Source organism: Peribacillus frigoritolerans, assembly GCF_040250305.1.
GTDB lineage: Bacteria > Bacillota > Bacilli > Bacillales > DSM-1321 > Peribacillus.
On the sequence record NZ_CP158190.1, the window covers coordinates 100,001 to 118,421 of the forward strand.

Sequence of the window (18,421 nt, forward strand, 5' to 3'; positions counted from 1 at the left end):
GTGAGAATGCCGGTATGAGTAGCGAAAGAAGGGTGAGAATCCCTTCCACCGAATGCCTAAGGTTTCCTGAGGAAGGCTCGTCCGCTCAGGGTTAGTCGGGACCTAAGCCGAGGCCGAAAGGCGTAGGCGATGGACAACAGGTTGATATTCCTGTACCACCTATACATCGTTTGAACGATGGGGGGACGCAGAAGGATAGGGTAAGCGCGCTGTTGGATATGCGCGTCCAAGCAGTTAGGCCGGAAACGAGGCAAATCCCGTTTCCATTAAGGCGGAGCTGTGATGGCGAGGGAAATATAGTACCGAAGTTCCTGATTCCACGCTGCCAAGAAAAGCCTCTAGTGAGATGTAAGGTGCCCGTACCGCAAACCGACACAGGTAGGCGAGGAGAGAATCCTAAGGTGTGCGAGAGAACTCTCGTTAAGGAACTCGGCAAAATGACCCCGTAACTTCGGGAGAAGGGGTGCTTTTTAGGGTGAATAGCCCAGAAAAGCCGCAGTGAATAGGCCCAGGCGACTGTTTAGCAAAAACACAGGTCTCTGCGAAGCCGCAAGGCGAAGTATAGGGGCTGACACCTGCCCGGTGCTGGAAGGTTAAGGGGAGAGGTTAGCGCAAGCGAAGCTTTGAACCGAAGCCCCAGTAAACGGCGGCCGTAACTATAACGGTCCTAAGGTAGCGAAATTCCTTGTCGGGTAAGTTCCGACCCGCACGAAAGGTGTAACGATCTGGGCACTGTCTCAACGAGAGACTCGGTGAAATTATAGTACCTGTGAAGATGCAGGTTACCCGCGACAGGACGGAAAGACCCCGTGGAGCTTTACTGCAGCCTGATATTGAATTTTGGTACAGCTTGTACAGGATAGGTAGGAGCCTGAGAAGCCGGAGCGCCAGCTTCGGTGGAGGCGTTGGTGGGATACTACCCTGGCTGTATTGAAATTCTAACCCGCGCCCCTTATCGGGGTGGGAGACAGTGTCAGGTGGGCAGTTTGACTGGGGCGGTCGCCTCCTAAAGAGTAACGGAGGCGCCCAAAGGTTCCCTCAGAATGGTTGGAAATCATTCGTAGAGTGTAAAGGCACAAGGGAGCTTGACTGCGAGACCTACAAGTCGAGCAGGGACGAAAGTCGGGCTTAGTGATCCGGTGGTTCCGCATGGAAGGGCCATCGCTCAACGGATAAAAGCTACCCCGGGGATAACAGGCTTATCTCCCCCAAGAGTCCACATCGACGGGGAGGTTTGGCACCTCGATGTCGGCTCATCGCATCCTGGGGCTGTAGTCGGTCCCAAGGGTTGGGCTGTTCGCCCATTAAAGCGGTACGCGAGCTGGGTTCAGAACGTCGTGAGACAGTTCGGTCCCTATCCGTCGCGGGCGCAGGAAATTTGAGAGGAGCTGTCCTTAGTACGAGAGGACCGGGATGGACGCACCGCTGGTGTACCAGTTGTCTTGCCAAAGGCATAGCTGGGTAGCTACGTGCGGACGGGATAAGTGCTGAAAGCATCTAAGCATGAAGCCCCCCTCAAGATGAGATTTCCCATGGCGCAAGCTAGTAAGATCCCTGAAAGATGATCAGGTTGATAGGTCAGAGGTGGAAGCATGGTGACATGTGGAGCTGACTGATACTAATAGATCGAGGACTTAACCAACGCTTTTTAAAAAATGAAATACCTTCTTATTATCTAGTTTTGAAGGAACAACGTTCCTTTTATGTTTGGTGGCGATAGCGAAGAGGTCACACCCGTTCCCATTCCGAACACGGCAGTTAAGCTCTTCAGCGCCGATGGTAGTTGGGGGTTTCCCCCTGTGAGAGTAGGACGCCGCCAAGCCATTTATTAAGATCAGCCATCCAGCTGGTCTTTTTTGATGTTCGTAATTAAAAAAGTTTTTTATTTCAGGGACAGCATGGGCTGGCCTTATTTTTGGTGAGCTGAGAATTGGGCAGAATTTAAGTTGTGAAACCTTAAGGAGAAGGAAAAAATAGCAGGTTTTGCATTTATCTTTTTAGGGTATTAATGTAAGATATTTCAACTTTAATGTTCAATGGGGTATGTAACTACATATAATTTGGAGAAAATGGATATTACAGAAAGAAAGTGCGTTTAAGTTGCAAAATGCATTTTTCCTTGTATAATAATAGTCAAATATAGTCAAAGTCAGAATGGAGGAGGCTGAGTGAGAAACATATCTGATGTTATCGAAACTTATTTGAAGCAAGTACTTGAAATAAGTCAAAAAGATATCTTGGAGATTAAAAGAAGTGAAATAGCAGATAAATTTCAGTGTGTTCCTTCTCAAATCAATTACGTAATCAATACCAGGTTTACCATCGAGAGAGGTTATGTTGTAGAGAGTAAGCGTGGGGGCGGCGGTTATATACGCATCATGAAGGTGGAATCACAGGATTCCGTGCAACTTATCAACCAATTATTATCGCTTATTGGTTCCAGGGTAACTCAATCGATGGCTGAAGGAGTAATTTCACGGCTGATGAATGAAGACGTCATTAATGAAAGAGAAGCAAAGATAATGATGAGCGTCATAGATAGATCGGTGATTTATATCGACCTACCTGACCGCGATGAACTTAGGGCTAGAATTTTAACTGCGATGCTTACGACTTTAAAATATAAATGAAACTGGCAGAGGTGATGAACGTTGATTTGCCAAGAATGTCATCAAAGGCCTGCTACCCTGCACTTCACCAAAATCATCAATGGAAAAAAGACTGAAGTCATGATTTGTGAGAAATGTGCTCAGGAAAAAGGCGAAATATTCATGGATGCAGGCGGACCTGGTTTTTCAATAAATAATTTATTAGCAGGATTGTTGAATATGGAGTCGAATATTCAACAGACGAAGGCAAATGCATTTCCTAAAACGGAAGAGAGGCGTTGTCCGCATTGTCATCGATCTTATAAAGAATTTGTCCATATTGGCAAGTTTGGCTGTGCCGAATGTTATAAAACGTTCAATGAACAGTTAAATCCCATTTTAAAGAGAGTTCATAGCGGAAATACAGCACATATAGGGAAAATTCCAAAAAGGATCGGTGGCACCATCTATCTTCGAAAGCAAATTTCAGATTTGAAAGAAGTTTTAAAGGCCCACATTGATCAAGAGGAATTCGAGAAAGCGGCAGAGGTAAGAGATAAGGTACGTTCCCTTGAAAAAAGGTATGAAGCCCAAGAGGGAGGCGAGGAATTATGAGCTTGGAAAAGTTTGTAGAAAACGCTTTGAGTTCCTGGATGAGTGCCGAAGGGCCGGAAATTGATATTGTATTGAGTTCGCGGATTCGGCTGGCCAGGAATTTCAAAGACTTTACCTTCCCAACCTCCTTTTCTAACGAAGAAGCTAAAAAAATAATTGAATTGGTCAAAAAAAGAAGTGAAGAGGAAGTGACTCCAGAGATTGGGAAACTGGAACTTTTAGAGATTGACCAATTGCAGCCACTGGAAAAGCGCGTTCTCGTTGAAAAACATTTAATCAGTCCTCATTTAGTCGAAGATTCAGCGAAAAGCGCATGTCTCCTTTCGGAAAATGAAGAAATAAGCATCATGATAAATGAAGAGGATCATCTCCGTATTCAATGTTTAATGTCGGGATTGCAGCTGAAGGAAACCTTAAAGATTGCAAATGTTCTTGACGATTGGATTGAAGAATCCATAGACTATGCATATGATGAAGAAAGAGGATACCTAACTAGTTGTCCGACTAATGTGGGAACAGGATTAAGGGCTTCAGTCATGATGCATCTTCCCGGCCTGGTCCTTACACAGCAGATGAATAATATCATACCGGCTATCAACCAATTGGGGTTGGTGGTTCGAGGGATTTATGGAGAGGGCAGTCAAGGTTTAGGGAATATTTTTCAAATCTCAAATCAAATTACTCTTGGAAAGTCGGAAAGGGATATCGTTGAAGACCTAAAAAGTGTAGTGCAACAAATCATAGCCCAGGAACGGTCAGCGAGGGATGCATTAGCGAGGACTTCCCACATACAATTAGAAGATAGAATTTTCCGCTCATATGGAATTTTGTCCAATGCTCGAATCATCGAGACCAAGGAGGCAGCTACCTGTATCTCCGACGTTAGGTTAGGGATAGATCTTGGGTATATAAAAAATATTTCCAAAAGCATTTTAAATGAGTTGATGATTTTGACGCAGTCGGGATTTTTACAAAAGTACGCAGGCGGCCCTTTAAGAACCCATGAAAGGGATATTCGTAGAGCAGCACTCATCCGGGAACGCTTGAATTTCACGGAATCTTCCTCCACTTAGAGGTCATTGACCTCTTTAGGGAGTATCAAATTTCATGTAATAGATATGGAGCAAGAATAAGCTTCTGCCATTACTTAGAGAATTGCCAGCAACTTTATTCAAAACGAAAATTCTTAAGGAGGAATTCCCTATGATGTTTGGTCGTTTTACTGAAAGAGCCCAGAAAGTATTAGCATTAGCCCAAGAAGAGGCAATCCGTTTAGGTCATAATAATATTGGCACGGAACATATTTTACTGGGTCTTGTCCGAGAAGGTGATGGTATTGCAGCCAAAGCGTTATATGCTCTTGGATTGGGTCCGGAAAAGATTCAGAAAGAAGTGGAAAATTTAATTGGCCGTGGACAGGATACGGCTCAAACGATACATTATACCCCGAGAGCCAAGAAAGTCATTGAACTTTCCATGGATGAGGCAAGAAAATTAGGTCACTCATATGTTGGGACAGAGCATGTTCTTCTAGGTCTTATACGAGAAGGGGAAGGTGTAGCTGCCCGCGTATTGAATAATCTCGGTGTAAGTTTAAATAAAGCCAGGCAACAAGTATTACAGCTTTTGGGCAGCAATGAATCAGGTGGTCATCAAGGTTCTGCCGCTTCAAATGCGAGCACACCGACACTGGATGGCTTAGCCCGTGATTTAACGGCGATTGCCAGGGAGGGAAGCCTGGATCCCGTTATCGGAAGAAGTAAGGAAATACAGCGTGTCATTGAGGTATTAAGCCGTCGTACAAAAAATAACCCAGTATTGATCGGTGAACCTGGGGTAGGTAAAACAGCCATTGCTGAAGGGCTTGCCCAACAGATCATCAATAATGAGGTACCTGAAATTTTACGCGATAAACGCGTAATGACACTTGATATGGGTACTGTTGTGGCTGGTACTAAATACCGTGGTGAATTTGAGGACCGGTTGAAGAAAGTCATGGATGAAATACGTCAGGCGGGTAATATCATCCTATTCATCGATGAATTGCATACATTGATTGGTGCAGGTGGTGCAGAAGGTGCCATTGATGCCTCCAATATCCTAAAACCATCATTGGCCCGTGGTGAATTACAATGTATCGGTGCTACAACATTGGATGAATACCGTAAGTATATTGAAAAGGATGCTGCGCTTGAACGTCGCTTCCAGCCAATCCAAGTCGATGAGCCGACTATTTTGGAATCCATCCAAATTCTCAAGGGGCTGCGTGACCGTTATGAGGCACATCACCGCGTATCGATTACTGACGAAGCGATTGATGCCGCAGTCAAATTATCCGACCGTTATATTTCCGATCGCTTTTTACCGGATAAAGCAATTGACTTGATTGATGAAGCTGGCTCCAAGGTTAGACTGCGCTCATACACAACGCCACCTAACTTAAAGGAACTTGAAGTGAAGCTAGATGATGTTCGCAAGGAAAAGGATGCTTCCGTTCAGAGTCAGGAATTTGAAAAAGCTGCTTCGCTTCGCGATACGGAACAACGCTTAAGAGAACAATTGGAAGAAACGAAAAAAACTTGGAAAGAAAAACAAGGGCAGGAGAACAGTGAAGTCACTGTGGATGACATTGCACATGTCGTATCCAGCTGGACGGGAGTGCCAGTCACTAAATTGGCGCAAACAGAGTCAGATAAACTGCTTAATATGGAGTCAATCCTCCATGATCGTGTAATTGGGCAGGAAGAGGCCGTCATTGCGGTTTCTAAAGCAGTACGACGTGCCAGGGCAGGTTTGAAAGATCCTAAACGTCCAATTGGTTCATTCATCTTCTTGGGACCTACAGGGGTCGGTAAAACCGAGCTTGCCCGTGCTTTGGCTGAATCCATATTTGGTGATGAAGATGCCATGATTCGCATCGATATGTCTGAATATATGGAGAAACATTCGACTTCACGTCTTGTTGGATCCCCTCCAGGATATGTTGGATACGAAGAAGGCGGTCAGTTAACGGAAAAAGTGCGGAGGAAACCATACTCCGTCGTTCTGCTTGATGAAATAGAAAAGGCGCATCCGGATGTCTTCAATATCCTTCTTCAAGTATTGGAAGACGGAAGACTGACAGATTCCAAGGGGCGTACTGTCGATTTCAGGAATACCATTCTGATCATGACATCGAATGTAGGTGCGTCGGCCTTGAAAACCGATAAGTATGTCGGCTTTAACATCCAGGATACTGGCCAGGACTATAAAAATATGAAAGGGAAAGTGATGGAAGAACTCAAACGTGCATTCCGTCCGGAATTCCTGAATCGTATTGATGAAACCATCGTGTTCCACTCATTAGAGAAGGATCATTTGAAACAAATCGTTACATTAATGTCAAATCAGCTTACTACCCGTTTGAAAGAACAGGAGATATACTTGGAGCTGACAGATGCGGCTAGAGAAAAAATTGCTACGGAAGGTTTTGATCCGGAATATGGGGCAAGGCCAATCCGTAGGGCGCTTCAGAAGCATGTAGAAGATTATCTATCCGAAGAGTTGCTTAAGGGCAACGTGAAAAAAGGGCAAACGGTCGTAATGGATGTCGTTAATAATGAGTTTGCAATCCGGCAAGGCGAGCCTGTTAATGTAAGTGAATAACCTGATCCTAAACTTCGAGGTACACGCAGATTCTTTTGCAGTGTACCTCTGTTTTTTATCTATAGGTAGATATGAGTATAAACGGGACAAGCAAAGTGAATATTTTTTTAAAAAAACTTAGCCTTAAGAAGGTTTAAATAAAACAGAGATATAATATCCTTAATATAGATATTTTTTCCAAAGGAAGAGGAGTAATTTATGGCTGTAAAAAAGAAAACAAAATTTATGTGTCAGTCTTGTGGATATGAGTCCGCGAAATGGATGGGGAAATGCCCAGGCTGCGGTGAATGGAACAAAATGGTCGAGGAAACCGAAATTGTTAAACCTGCTAGAAAGGGCGCTTTTACCCATTCGGAGGTTAGAGGTTCCGGGGAACGAGAGAAGGCAGCACCCATAACGACCATTCAATCAGAAAAAGAACCACGGATTAAGACGGATTTAATGGAATTGAATCGTGCTCTTGGGGGCGGGATCGTACAGGGGTCACTTGTATTGATCGGAGGGGACCCGGGTATCGGTAAGTCCACCCTGCTTTTACAGGTATCATCCCAATTGGCGCATAAACAGAAAAAAGTGCTATATATATCAGGTGAAGAATCAGTCAAGCAGACCAAATTGAGAGCGGACCGGCTTGGGACCATGTCGGAACATCTATTCGTTTATGCTGAAACCGATATGGACTATATCCAACAGGCCATTACAGAGGTAAAACCGGATTTGGTCATTATTGACTCCATTCAAACGGTATATCATTCGGAGGTTACATCTGCCCCGGGAAGCGTTTCACAAGTGAGGGAATGCACAGCCTCACTCATGCGCATAGCTAAAACGAACGGGATCGCGATTTTTATCGTCGGTCACGTTACAAAGGAAGGGGCCATTGCAGGGCCGCGACTGCTTGAGCACATGGTTGACACCGTTTTATATTTTGAAGGAGAAAGACACCATACATATCGAATTATACGCGCGGTCAAAAATCGCTTTGGTTCGACGAATGAGATGGGTATTTTTGAAATGAAAGAACATGGATTGGAAGAGGTTGCGAATCCATCGGAAATTTTCCTTGAAGAACGGTCGCAAGGAGCTTCGGGTTCCACGGTCGTCGCATCCATGGAGGGCACAAGGCCGGTGCTTGTCGAAATTCAAGCATTGATTTCACCTACGAGTTTTGGAAACCCAAGGCGAATGGCCACGGGAATTGACCACAATCGAGTTTCGCTTTTAATGGCTGTTCTGGAAAAGAGAGTGGGCTTGCTGCTCCAAAACCAGGATGCGTATTTAAAGGTTGCTGGTGGGGTCAAGCTTGATGAACCGGCGATTGACCTCGCTGTCGCAATAAGCATTGCATCAAGCTTCCGTGATAAACCAACAAACCCTGCCGATTGCATCATTGGTGAAGTGGGGCTGACTGGGGAAGTCAGAAGGGTGTCACGGATAGAACAAAGGGTGCAGGAAGCAGCGAAGTTAGGGTTTGAGCGGGTTATCATACCGGCTAATAATATAGGGGGATGGACCGCCCCGAAAGGTATTAAGATCGTTGGTGTTTCATCGGTTTCGGAGGCTCTTAAACAAACGTTAGGGGGTTAAGTATGACAGATAAAAAAGGGTATGAGAAAACAAAATTGGAAATTCTGCAAATTGTAGCACCGGGTACCCCGCTTCGGGAGGGCATTGAAAATGTCCTGAGGGCAAATACAGGTGGTTTGATAGTTGTCGGATATAACGAGAAGGTGCGAACGATCGTGGATGGCGGCTTCGAAATCAACTGCAACTGTACCCCCAGCACATTATATGAGTTGGCGAAGATGGACGGGGCCATCATTTTAAATGAAACGGCCGATAAGATCATTTTTGCAAATGCCCAATTAGTGCCGGATAATAGCACACCTTCCACTGAAACGGGAATGCGGCATAGGACAGCGGAACGTGTGGCAAGGGAGACCAAGTCGTTGGTCGTCGCAATCTCACAACGCCGGAATGTCATCACTTTATATCAGGGCAATTTCCGGTATGCCCTTAAAGATATAGGTGTCATACTCGCCAAGGCTAATTTGGCCATCCAGACCCTGGAAAAATACAAGGTGGTCCTGCAGCAGAGCATATCGGTTTTAGGAGCGCTCGAGTTTGAGGAAATCGTGACCTATGCCGACCTTTTGCAGGTATTTCATCGTTATGTAATGGTGCTCAGAATCAAGGCCGAGCTACTAACGTACCTTAATGAGCTTGGTACGGAAGGAAGATTGATCCGTTTGCAAATGAATGAAATCCTGGCAGATATTGAAACGGAAGGAAAATGGCTTATCAAGGATTATACCTCCAGTAATGATGAAAATCCCGAGGAAATCATTTTTAGGCTTCAAGAGTTGGCCATGCAGGAAAAACTGGATGAAAGCATTCTTCTAAAGGTGCTGGGCTATCATGGATACATACATCTTGATGAGTCAGTACATCCCCGTGGTTACCGTATTCTTCATAAAATCCCACGCCTGCCGGGTTTGATCATCGAAAATTTAGTGAAACAGTTCGGAAGCTTTAGTGAAGTCAATAAAGCAACGGTTGAAAACCTTGACGATGTGGAGGGTATAGGCGAAGTCCGCGCCAATAAAATCAAAGAAGGACTCCGCATTTTAAAAAATCAGCTGGTCACAAATAGAAGGATGTAAGGAGCAGCTGGCCTTTTAACATTCACCTGAACCAGCTTGAAATTGATTGGTGTTTATTTTTGACACTCAAAACTCAGGGTGCTAGGCTAATATTACGAAAAAGAGAAGAAGTCGTATTTGTAAATCCACTAATTCCTTAAGTGAATTTAACGTATATAATGAAAACGAATTTTCGAAGGTTTCATTTTATTTTATTGGTCAATAATGAGTAGAGGGAGGTGAAAGGGATGTTAAAACGCATTATACAAGCATGCTTCTTAATAGTCGGCGGAACACTTGGTATGTTACTAATTCCTGAATTATTAATTGTTTTACATGCAGACGATATTGCTTTATTAAACAATCCTTATGTAAGTGTACTGTTGGGTGCCATTATCTTTTATCTTATAACTTTTTGGGCAGTAGATCATGTGATCTATTTTATGAAGTGGCTGGAGGAACAGCTTGTTAAGATACCGATTACGGATATAATCTTTGGCAGCGTCGGCCTTTTAGTGGGACTGCTTGCGGCGTTCTTGGTTGGCTCCGCCTTCAGTGCCATCAAGGTTCCTATTTTAAATACAGTGGTACCTATCATCCTTACGCTTTTATTTGGTTATCTTGGTTTTCAGGTGGGCTTTAAAAAACGTGATGAGCTATTGAGTTTATTCATGAAAAGCAATAAGAAAAAGAATACTGATGGTGAAGCGAGCGAAGAGGATGAAGAGGGGTATAGCAAGCGGCTGAAGATTCTCGATACTAGCGTCATCATTGATGGTAGAATTGCGGATATCTGTCAGACGGGCTTTCTGGAGGGTACCATAGTCATTCCTCAATTCGTATTAAACGAACTGCAGCACATTGCCGATTCATCTGATGCATTGAAAAGGAATCGCGGAAGACGCGGTTTGGATATCTTGAATCGAATTCAAAAAGACCTACCGATTAAAGTGGAGATGTACGAGGGGGATTTTGAAGACATTCAGGAAGTGGACAGTAAACTAGTGAAGCTTGCCAAAATATCGGGCGGAATGGTCGTTACCAATGATTTCAATTTAAACAAAGTATGCGAGTTTCAAAATGTGGCGGTCCTTAATATCAATGACCTGGCCAATGCCGTAAAACCTGTTGTACTTCCTGGGGAAGAGATGAATGTTCAAGTCATCAAGGACGGGAAAGAGCAGAACCAAGGCATCGCTTATTTGGATGATGGCACCATGATTGTAGTCGAGGGTGGCCGTGATCATATCGGGAAACGGATCGATGTACTTGTCACAAGTGTATTGCAAACCTCTGCAGGCCGGATGATATTCGCTAAACCGAAACTATTAGAAAAAGCATTATAAAGAAGAGTAGGAGAAACCGTTATGTTTTATGAAGTAGTGATACCTGCAGCTGGACAAGGCAAAAGAATGAAGGCGGGCAAGAATAAACTTTTTATTGAACTATCGGGTATCCCGATCATTGTTTATACACTGCGTGTCTTCGAAGAAGATCCTGACTGTCGGGGGGTTATCCTTTCGATAAACCCGGCAGAAAAGGATTATTTCAATCAATTGATAGCAGCGTATGGGCTTAAAAAGGTCAAGAAACTGGTCATGGGCGGCAAGGAGCGCCAACAAAGCGTGTATAATGGACTGCAACATGCAGAAGAAGACATCATCCTGGTCCATGACGGTGCCCGCCCTTTTATCAATCTTGGGCAAATCAGTGAATTGACTACTTCCGCCTCCCTGCATGGAGGTGCCGTAATTGCAGTGCCCGTTAAGGATACGATTAAAAAAGCGGCAAACAAAGAGGTAGTGGAAACAGTGGAACGATCAAGCTTGTGGGCGGTACAAACTCCACAAGCTTTTCGTTTATCCATATTAAAAAATGCGTATGAACAGGCAGAAGCTGAAGCATTTTTAGGGACGGATGATGCAAGTTTGCTAGAGCGGATCAATGAACAGGTAGTTATTATTGAGGGCAATTATGATAATATTAAAATTACGACTCAGGAAGACCTTTATTTTGCAGAAGCGATTTTACATAAACAACAACATGGAAAAAGATGATTGGGGAGAATGATATGTTTAGAATAGGACAAGGATATGACGTTCATCAGCTTGTGGAAGGAAGACCTTTGATAATTGGCGGGATTACGATTCCGTATGAGAAAGGTCTGCTAGGTCATTCGGATGCGGATGTCCTTCTGCATACTGTTGCCGATGCTTGCTTGGGGGCAATTGGTGCAGGGGATATCGGTAAGCATTTTCCGGATACCGACCCTGAATTTAAAGATGCCGATTCGGCAAAACTGCTGCAGCATATTTGGGCGATCGTAAAAAAAGAAGGATATTCCCTAGGCAATGCGGACTGTACAATCATTGCACAAAGCCCAAAAATGGCACCGTATATCGAGGAAATGCGAGGCAGGATTGCTGAACTTTTAGATGCGTCGATAGACAGAATTAATGTAAAGGCGACCACTACCGAGAAACTTGGATTTACAGGCAGGAGCGAAGGAATCGCGGCACAGGCTGTAGTCTTATTGGTTAAATCAAACTAAATTCGTTTTTAGGGTGGATGCCTTTATCCCAATGTATTTAAATGATAATATATACAATAGAATTGAACGACTGGGAGGTCTATATATATCATGAGCAGCGATATTCGAGTTCGCTATGCACCGAGTCCGACTGGACATTTACATATTGGTAATGCACGGACTGCTTTATTTAATTATTTATACGCACGAAATAAAGGCGGGAAATTCATCATCCGTATTGAAGATACCGACCAAAAGAGAAATATTGAAGGCGGAGAGGAAAGTCAGCTTAAATATTTGAAATGGCTTGGCATGGATTGGGATGAAGGTGTTGATGTAGGCGGTGAATACGGGCCATATCGTCAATCCGAAAGGAACGACCTTTATCAGGAATTGTATCAAGAGCTTTTGGATAAGGGTTTAGCATATAAATGCTATTGTACGGAAGAAGAGCTTGAAGCAGAGCGTGAAGGACAGGTCGAACGCAATGAAACGCCAAAATATTCTGGGAAGTGCAAGCATTTAACTGAGGAAGAGCAAGCGGAACTAGTGGCACAAGGAAGAAAACCGAGCATTCGCTTTGCCGTTCCAGCTGGGAAGGTCCTTACTTTCAAAGATATGGTCAAGGATGAGGTTTCATTTGAAACAGATGGCTTTGGTGATTTTGTTATCGTTAAAAAAGATGGCATTCCAACTTATAACTTTGCAGTGGCCGTCGATGATCATTTGATGAAGATTTCACATGTCCTTCGCGGTGATGATCATATCTCCAATACTCCAAAACAATTGATGATTTATGAAGCTTTCGGCTGGGAACCGCCGGTATTCGGACATATGACGCTGATTGTAAACGAAAGCAGGAAGAAACTGAGTAAACGTGATGAGTCGATCATTCAATTCATTGAGCAATATGAAGAGCTAGGTTATGTTCCTGAAGCGTTATTCAATTTCATTACATTACTAGGATGGTCTCCGGTCGGGGAGGAAGAGATTTTCACGAAGGAAGAATTCATTAATAATTTCGATGCTGACCGGCTGTCTAAATCACCTGCACTTTTCGATAAACAAAAGCTTACATGGATGAATAACCAATATGTGAAGCAATTGGACGTCAATCGTGCAGTGGACTTGTCAATGCCTCACTTAATTAAAGCGGGGAAGGTTTCAGAGACACTGACCGCCGAAGAAGAAGAGTGGGTACATGGGCTAGTTTCCCTTTTTCAAGAGCAGATGAGTTATGGAGCGGAAATAGTCGAGCTATCTGAACTGTTTTTCAAGGATGAGGTCGTGTTCGAGGAAGAAGCTAAGGAAGTGCTGGCTGAAGAACAGGTGCCGGAAGTCATGAAAGCTTTCCTTCAGGAGATTGAAGGGCTTGAAGAATTTAACGCGGATGAAATCAAGAAGTCCATTAAAGCCGTACAAAAAGGCACAGGTCATAAAGGGAAAAAATTATTCATGCCTATAAGGGCTGCCGTCACGGGCCAAACACATGGTCCTGACTTGCCTAAGGCGATTTCATTACTGGGCAAGGAAAAAATTAAACAGCGTATTCAGAGTATTTTATATTAACAATTTGTCGAAAATGTAATATAGTATTTAATAATCTTACAAAAGAACGCGTAGATGGGGAGAAGTAAGTAAACGAAGCTTTTTAGAGAGAACCATAACCTGCTGAAAGTGGTTCAAGCCTCTCGTTTTCTGAAATGCACCCTTGAGTCCTTTGCTGAACTAACTTATAGTAGGCACAGGCGGAATTTCCTCCGTTACAGGGATTAAAGTTGGGGATGAAAAAAACAGGAAAAAGCTTTATCTGGTTTTTACATTCCAAACAGAGTGGAACCGCGCTTCAAGCGTCTCTGTCTATTTGGACAGAGACGCTTTTTTATATGCTTTAAAAGCTTCAAAAGGGGATGTTGGAAAAGGACGGCACATAGGGGGGAATCATTTTGTTAAAGATGTTTAAAGAGGATATCGAAGTGGTTTTTGATCAAGATCCTGCTGCGCGCAGCTATTTGGAAGTCATATTGACGTACGCGGGTTTACATGCGATTTGGAGTCATAGGATGGCTCACGCACTATTCAAGAAGAAATTCTTTTTCCTGGCAAGAAGTATATCTCAAATCAGTCGGTTTTTTACCGGAATTGAAATTCATCCAGGGGCTACGATTGGCCGTCGTTTCTTCATTGACCATGGAATGGGGATCGTCATTGGCGAAACTTGTGAAATTGGCGACAATGTATCCGTCTTTCAAGGTGTAACCCTCGGGGGGACAGGAAAGGAAAAGGGAAAACGTCATCCTACGATAAAGGATAATGTCCTGATTGCTACAGGAGCAAAAGTGCTGGGTTCCATCACTGTTGGGGAAAACTCAAAAATCGGTGCAGGATCGGTTGTTTTAAAAGAGGTGCCGCCTAATTCTACAGTGGTTGGCATTCCAGGTAAAGTGGTCATTCAAGATGGTATCAAAATCAACAAAGACCTAAATCATTGTGATCTTCCTGATCCAATCGCTGATCGCTTTAAGGAATTGGATAGTGAACTCAGGGCCTTAAGAGAGAAGTTGGCTGAACAGAAGCAGGAAGAAAGGAGTCTATAATATGGCGATTAAAATATATAACACAGCAACAAGAAAAAAGGAAACCTTCGTCCCGATTGAAGAGGGAAAGGTGAAGATGTATGTATGCGGGCCCACTGTCTATAATTACATTCATATAGGTAATGCAAGACCGGCAATCGTATTCGATACCGTTCGTAGGTATTTGGATTACCGTGGATATGATGTGCAATTCGTTTCGAACTTTACGGATGTGGATGATAAGCTGATTCGCGCGGCAAAAGAATTGGGTGAAGATGTACCGACCATCTCAGAGCGTTTCATCAAGGCTTATTTTGAAGACGTGTCGGCATTGGGCTGCAAAAAAGCGGATGCTCACCCAACCGTAATGGAGAACATGGATGCAATCATTGAATTCATCTCGGCATTAATTGAAAAAGGATTCGCTTATGAATCTGAAGGGGATGTGTATTACCGCACTCGTAAGTTTGAAGGATATGGAAAGCTTTCACATCAGTCCATCGATGAGCTGCGAGTGGGGGCCCGTATTGAAATAGGGGAGAAAAAACAAGATGCCCTTGATTTTGCCCTTTGGAAAACGGCCAAGGATGATGAAATATCTTGGGAGAGCCCATGGGGTAAGGGGCGTCCTGGCTGGCATATAGAATGCTCCGCAATGGTCAAAAAGTATTTGGGCGATACGATCGATATTCATGCAGGGGGTCAAGATCTGGCTTTTCCGCATCATGAAAATGAAATTGCACAATCCGAGGCATTGACGGGTAAGACCTTTGCGAATTATTGGATGCATAACGGGTATATAAATATTGAGAATGAAAAAATGTCTAAGTCCTTAGGCAATTTCGTCCTTGTGCATGACATCATTCAGAAGCATGATCCACAAGTGTTACGCTTCTTCATGTTATCTGTACATTACCGTCATCCCATCAATTATAGCGAAGAAGTGCTTGAAAATGTAAAAGCGTCCCTTGAACGCTTAAGGACATCTTATCAAAACTTAAAGCATCGTCTTCAAGTAAGTGACGGATTGACTGAGAATAATGATGTTTGGTTGGAGAAGCTTAATGAATTACAGGAACAATTCATTAAGGAAATGGACGATGATTTCAACACAGCTAATGCAATATCCATGCTCTTTGAACTTTCCAAACAGGCGAATTATTACTTGATGGAGAAAAACACAGACAAGGAAGTAATTAATGCTTTCCTTGATAAATTCAACATCTTATTTTCTGTCCTGGGGTTATCCCTTGAAGAAGAGGGGCTTTTGGATGAAGAAATTGAAGGGTTGATACAGCAGAGAATTCAAGCGCGGAAAGACCGCAATTTTGGGTTATCTGATGAAATTCGTGATCGCTTGAAAAACATGAATATCATATTAGAGGATACCCCTCAAGGTACAAGATGGAAAAGAGGGTAATTAATGCTTCATTACGATAGTAAGGTAGATGCAAAAATGCTGAACAGTCTTGCTTTAGCATATATAGGTGATGCCGTATTCGAAACATATATACGGCATCACCTCATTCAAAAAGGATCGGTCAAGCCTAATCTACTTCATAAAAAAGCTACATCTTTTGTAGCGGCTAAGGCGCAAAATAAAGTCATCCACTTTTTCCTGGAGTCAGATTGTTTATCGGAAGAGGAATCCGCAGTCGTTAGGCGCGGGCGAAATGCAAAATCCGGTACGGTACCGAAGAATACAGATGTGCAAACGTATCGCTACAGTACAGCCTTCGAGGCACTTATGGGATTTTTGTATTTATCCGGCCGAATAGAAAGAATGGAAGAACTCATCAAAAAATCCATTGAATACATTGAAGAAGAAAAGGGGAGTAACCCATGAGCGAAGAATATATCATTGGCAGAAACCCCGTATTGGAAGCTCTTCGCTCCGAACGGGATATTAACAAAATTTGGATAGCCGAAGGCTCGCAAAAAGGCTCGATGCAACCACTCATCGGTCTGGCGAAGGAAAAGAAGGTATTCGTGCAAATCGTACCGAAGAAAAAAATTGACCAAATGGCAGAAGGCATCCATCAAGGCGTTGTCGCACAAGTTGCTGCATATGAATATGTGGAGCTGGATGATTTATTCGCAAAAGCGGCTGAACGGGACGAAGCACCTTTTTTCATGATTCTTGATGAAGTTGAAGATCCGCATAATTTAGGGTCGATCATGAGGACGGCTGATGCAGTCGGTGCCCATGGAATCATCATTCCAAAAAGGAGAGCGGTGGGCTTGACTGCAACAGTGGCAAAAGCCTCGACGGGTGCAATCGAGTATATTCCGGTAGCTCGCGTTACAAATTTGGCAAGAGCGGTTGAAGAGTTGAAAGAGCGTGGGGTATGGATAGTCGGTACCGATGCGAAAGGCAGCGATGATTACCGTAACATGGATGGAAAGATGCCTATCGGACTTGTTATCGGCAGCGAAGGAAAAGGCATGGCCCGGTTAATGAAGGATAAATGTGATTTTCTCGTCCGTCTCCCTATGGCAGGTCAAGTAACTTCGTTAAATGCATCGGTAGCAGCCGGTTTATTGATGTATGAGGTTTATAGAAAAAGAAATCCTCTAGGGCAATGATGAAATGAATATTCTGTTGGTGGACGGTTATAACATTATTGGAGCTTGGCCGGAACTGAGAGAATTAAAGGAACGGGATCTTGCTGCTGCAAGGGACCGGTTGATAGAAATGATGGCGGAATATCAAGCATTTACCGGATACCGTGTAATTGTCGTATTTGACGCTCAATATGTTCAGGGAATTGCCCGCATATTCAAAAATCACAAAGTTGACGTAATTTTTACAAAAGAAAATGAAACTGCGGATGAAAGAATTGAAAAGATGGCCATTGAACTGAATAATGTCAAAACGCAAATTCAAGTGGCAACCTCTGACTTCACGGAACAGTGGGTGATCTTCGGCCAAGGGGCCCTAAGGAAATCCGCTCGTGAACTGCTTATTGAAATGGAAGAAATTCAAGGCGAAATCAAGAAAGATGTAAGAAAAACAACGACGATAAGACCCGTGGCTAAAATTCCTTTAAGTGAAGAAGTGGCAGAAATTTTCGAAAAATGGCGCCGGGGTAAAATATGAACCATTGACGGGTAAAATTTACCTGCTGTATAATATTTCTATCTGAGTCAGGTCAGGGGGATATAATGTGGGTCTCAAATTCGGAATGAAGCTTAACGAAAAGTATCTGCAGTTTGAGGATGATGAATTGATAGGGTTGGTGCACACTGGAGACAGTGAAGCGCTGGATTATTTGATCCAAAAGTATCGTAATTTTGTAAGAGCGAAGGCAAGGACTTATTTCTTGATTGGTGCCGATAAGGAAGACATCGTGCAAGAAGGTATGATTGGTTTATATAAGGCCGTCCGTGATTTTAAAGGGGATAAATTATCTTCTTTTAAAGCATTTGCAGAACTATGCATTACGAGGCAGATCATTACAGCTATCAAAACAGCAACACGTCAAAAACATATTCCGCTCAATTCCTATGTTTCCCTGGACAAGCCCATTTACGATGAGGAATCGGATCGAACTCTAATGGATATTATATCGGGTACGAAAGTTTTGGACCCGGAAGAACTGATCATCAACCAAGAAGAGTTTGACGATATCGAATTAAAGATGGCCGAGCTCCTGAGTGATCTTGAGAGAAAAGTGTTAGCTCTTTACCTGGATGGACAAACCTACCAAGAAATTTCGGAAGAGTTGAACCGGCATGTTAAGTCAATCGACAACGCCCTTCAGCGGGTGAAAAGAAAGCTCGAGCGCTATCTGGAAGTAAGGGAAATCAGTTTATAATCCCTCC

16 protein-coding genes, 2 rRNA genes and 1 other annotated feature (1 of these 19 only partly in view) are annotated in these 18,421 nt (G+C 43.4%); all 18 genes read left to right on the plus strand.

Translation table 11 applies throughout. The features are described from left to right. Positions 1–1,642, plus strand: a 23S ribosomal RNA gene (locus tag ABOA58_RS00535) (it extends 1,291 nt beyond the left edge of the window). 64 nt (positions 1,643–1,706) lie between these two features. After that, positions 1,707–1,822 (plus strand): 5S ribosomal RNA (rrf, locus tag ABOA58_RS00540). Positions 1,823–2,168: 346 nt separating this feature from the next. Beyond that, a complete protein-coding gene (locus ABOA58_RS00545) occupies positions 2,169–2,630 on the plus strand; it encodes a CtsR family transcriptional regulator (protein ID WP_048677843.1) in 462 nt (153 codons plus the stop codon). A gap of 21 nt (positions 2,631–2,651) precedes the next feature. Beyond that, positions 2,652–3,203 carry a UvrB/UvrC motif-containing protein gene (locus tag ABOA58_RS00550; RefSeq protein WP_350300864.1) on the plus strand — a complete coding sequence of 184 codons (552 nt, stop codon included), beginning with the start codon at positions 2,652–2,654 and terminating at the stop codon, positions 3,201–3,203. Then, positions 3,200–4,276, plus strand: a complete 1,077-nt coding sequence (locus tag ABOA58_RS00555; protein ID WP_350300865.1) for a protein arginine kinase — start codon at positions 3,200–3,202, stop codon at positions 4,274–4,276. Before ABOA58_RS00550 ends, ABOA58_RS00555 begins: the two co-directional genes overlap by 4 nt. A gap of 130 nt (positions 4,277–4,406) precedes the next feature. Next, positions 4,407–6,848: an ATP-dependent protease ATP-binding subunit ClpC gene (clpC, locus tag ABOA58_RS00560; RefSeq protein ID WP_305161971.1), complete on the plus strand. Its 2,442-nt coding sequence runs from the start codon at positions 4,407–4,409 to the stop codon at positions 6,846–6,848. 198 nt (positions 6,849–7,046) lie between these two features. Continuing rightward, complete coding sequence (gene radA, locus ABOA58_RS00565; protein ID WP_350300866.1) at positions 7,047–8,435, plus strand: DNA repair protein RadA; 1,389 nt, start codon at positions 7,047–7,049, stop codon at positions 8,433–8,435. A gap of 2 nt (positions 8,436–8,437) precedes the next feature. Next, positions 8,438–9,511 (plus strand): DNA integrity scanning diadenylate cyclase DisA, encoded by a 1,074-nt coding sequence (gene disA, locus ABOA58_RS00570; RefSeq protein ID WP_063235780.1) that lies wholly within the window; start codon positions 8,438–8,440, stop codon positions 9,509–9,511. Positions 9,512–9,738: 227 nt separating this feature from the next. Then, entirely contained in the window at positions 9,739–10,836 is a 1,098-nt protein-coding gene (locus tag ABOA58_RS00575; protein ID WP_137016904.1) for a PIN/TRAM domain-containing protein, read from the plus strand. A 21-nt stretch (positions 10,837–10,857) separates the two neighbouring features. After that, positions 10,858–11,547 carry a 2-C-methyl-D-erythritol 4-phosphate cytidylyltransferase gene (gene ispD / locus ABOA58_RS00580; RefSeq protein WP_350300867.1) on the plus strand — a complete coding sequence of 230 codons (690 nt, stop codon included), beginning with the start codon at positions 10,858–10,860 and terminating at the stop codon, positions 11,545–11,547. Between the two features lie 14 nt (positions 11,548–11,561). Further along, the gene (ispF, locus tag ABOA58_RS00585) at positions 11,562–12,041 is read left to right on the plus strand and encodes a 2-C-methyl-D-erythritol 2,4-cyclodiphosphate synthase (RefSeq protein WP_283916485.1); all 480 of its coding nucleotides are present in this window, start codon (positions 11,562–11,564) and stop codon (positions 12,039–12,041) included. A 90-nt stretch (positions 12,042–12,131) separates the two neighbouring features. Beyond that, positions 12,132–13,589 (plus strand): glutamate--tRNA ligase, encoded by a 1,458-nt coding sequence (gltX, locus tag ABOA58_RS00590; protein ID WP_350300868.1) that lies wholly within the window; start codon positions 12,132–12,134, stop codon positions 13,587–13,589. 42 nt (positions 13,590–13,631) lie between these two features. Continuing rightward, positions 13,632–13,881 (plus strand) — a binding site (T-box leader). Positions 13,882–13,966: 85 nt separating this feature from the next. After that, positions 13,967–14,617 (plus strand): serine O-acetyltransferase, encoded by a 651-nt coding sequence (gene cysE / locus ABOA58_RS00595; RefSeq protein ID WP_101225864.1) that lies wholly within the window; start codon positions 13,967–13,969, stop codon positions 14,615–14,617. Between the two features lies 1 nt (position 14,618). Continuing rightward, the gene (gene cysS, locus ABOA58_RS00600) at positions 14,619–16,016 is read left to right on the plus strand and encodes a cysteine--tRNA ligase (RefSeq protein ID WP_350300869.1); all 1,398 of its coding nucleotides are present in this window, start codon (positions 14,619–14,621) and stop codon (positions 16,014–16,016) included. A 3-nt stretch (positions 16,017–16,019) separates the two neighbouring features. Beyond that, on the plus strand, positions 16,020–16,442 hold the full coding sequence (locus tag ABOA58_RS00605) for a Mini-ribonuclease 3 (protein ID WP_350300870.1): 423 nt from the start codon (positions 16,020–16,022) through the stop codon (positions 16,440–16,442). Beyond that, positions 16,439–17,182, plus strand: a complete 744-nt coding sequence (gene rlmB / locus ABOA58_RS00610; protein ID WP_350300871.1) for a 23S rRNA (guanosine(2251)-2'-O)-methyltransferase RlmB — start codon at positions 16,439–16,441, stop codon at positions 17,180–17,182. Before ABOA58_RS00605 ends, rlmB begins: the two co-directional genes overlap by 4 nt. A 4-nt stretch (positions 17,183–17,186) precedes the next feature. Then, positions 17,187–17,696, plus strand: coding sequence for an NYN domain-containing protein (locus ABOA58_RS00615; protein ID WP_034305067.1), 510 nt, complete (start codon positions 17,187–17,189; stop codon positions 17,694–17,696). Positions 17,697–17,781: 85 nt separating this feature from the next. After that, complete coding sequence (sigH, locus tag ABOA58_RS00620; protein WP_094246690.1) at positions 17,782–18,414, plus strand: RNA polymerase sporulation sigma factor SigH; 633 nt, start codon at positions 17,782–17,784, stop codon at positions 18,412–18,414. Positions 18,415–18,421 lie beyond the last annotated feature (7 nt).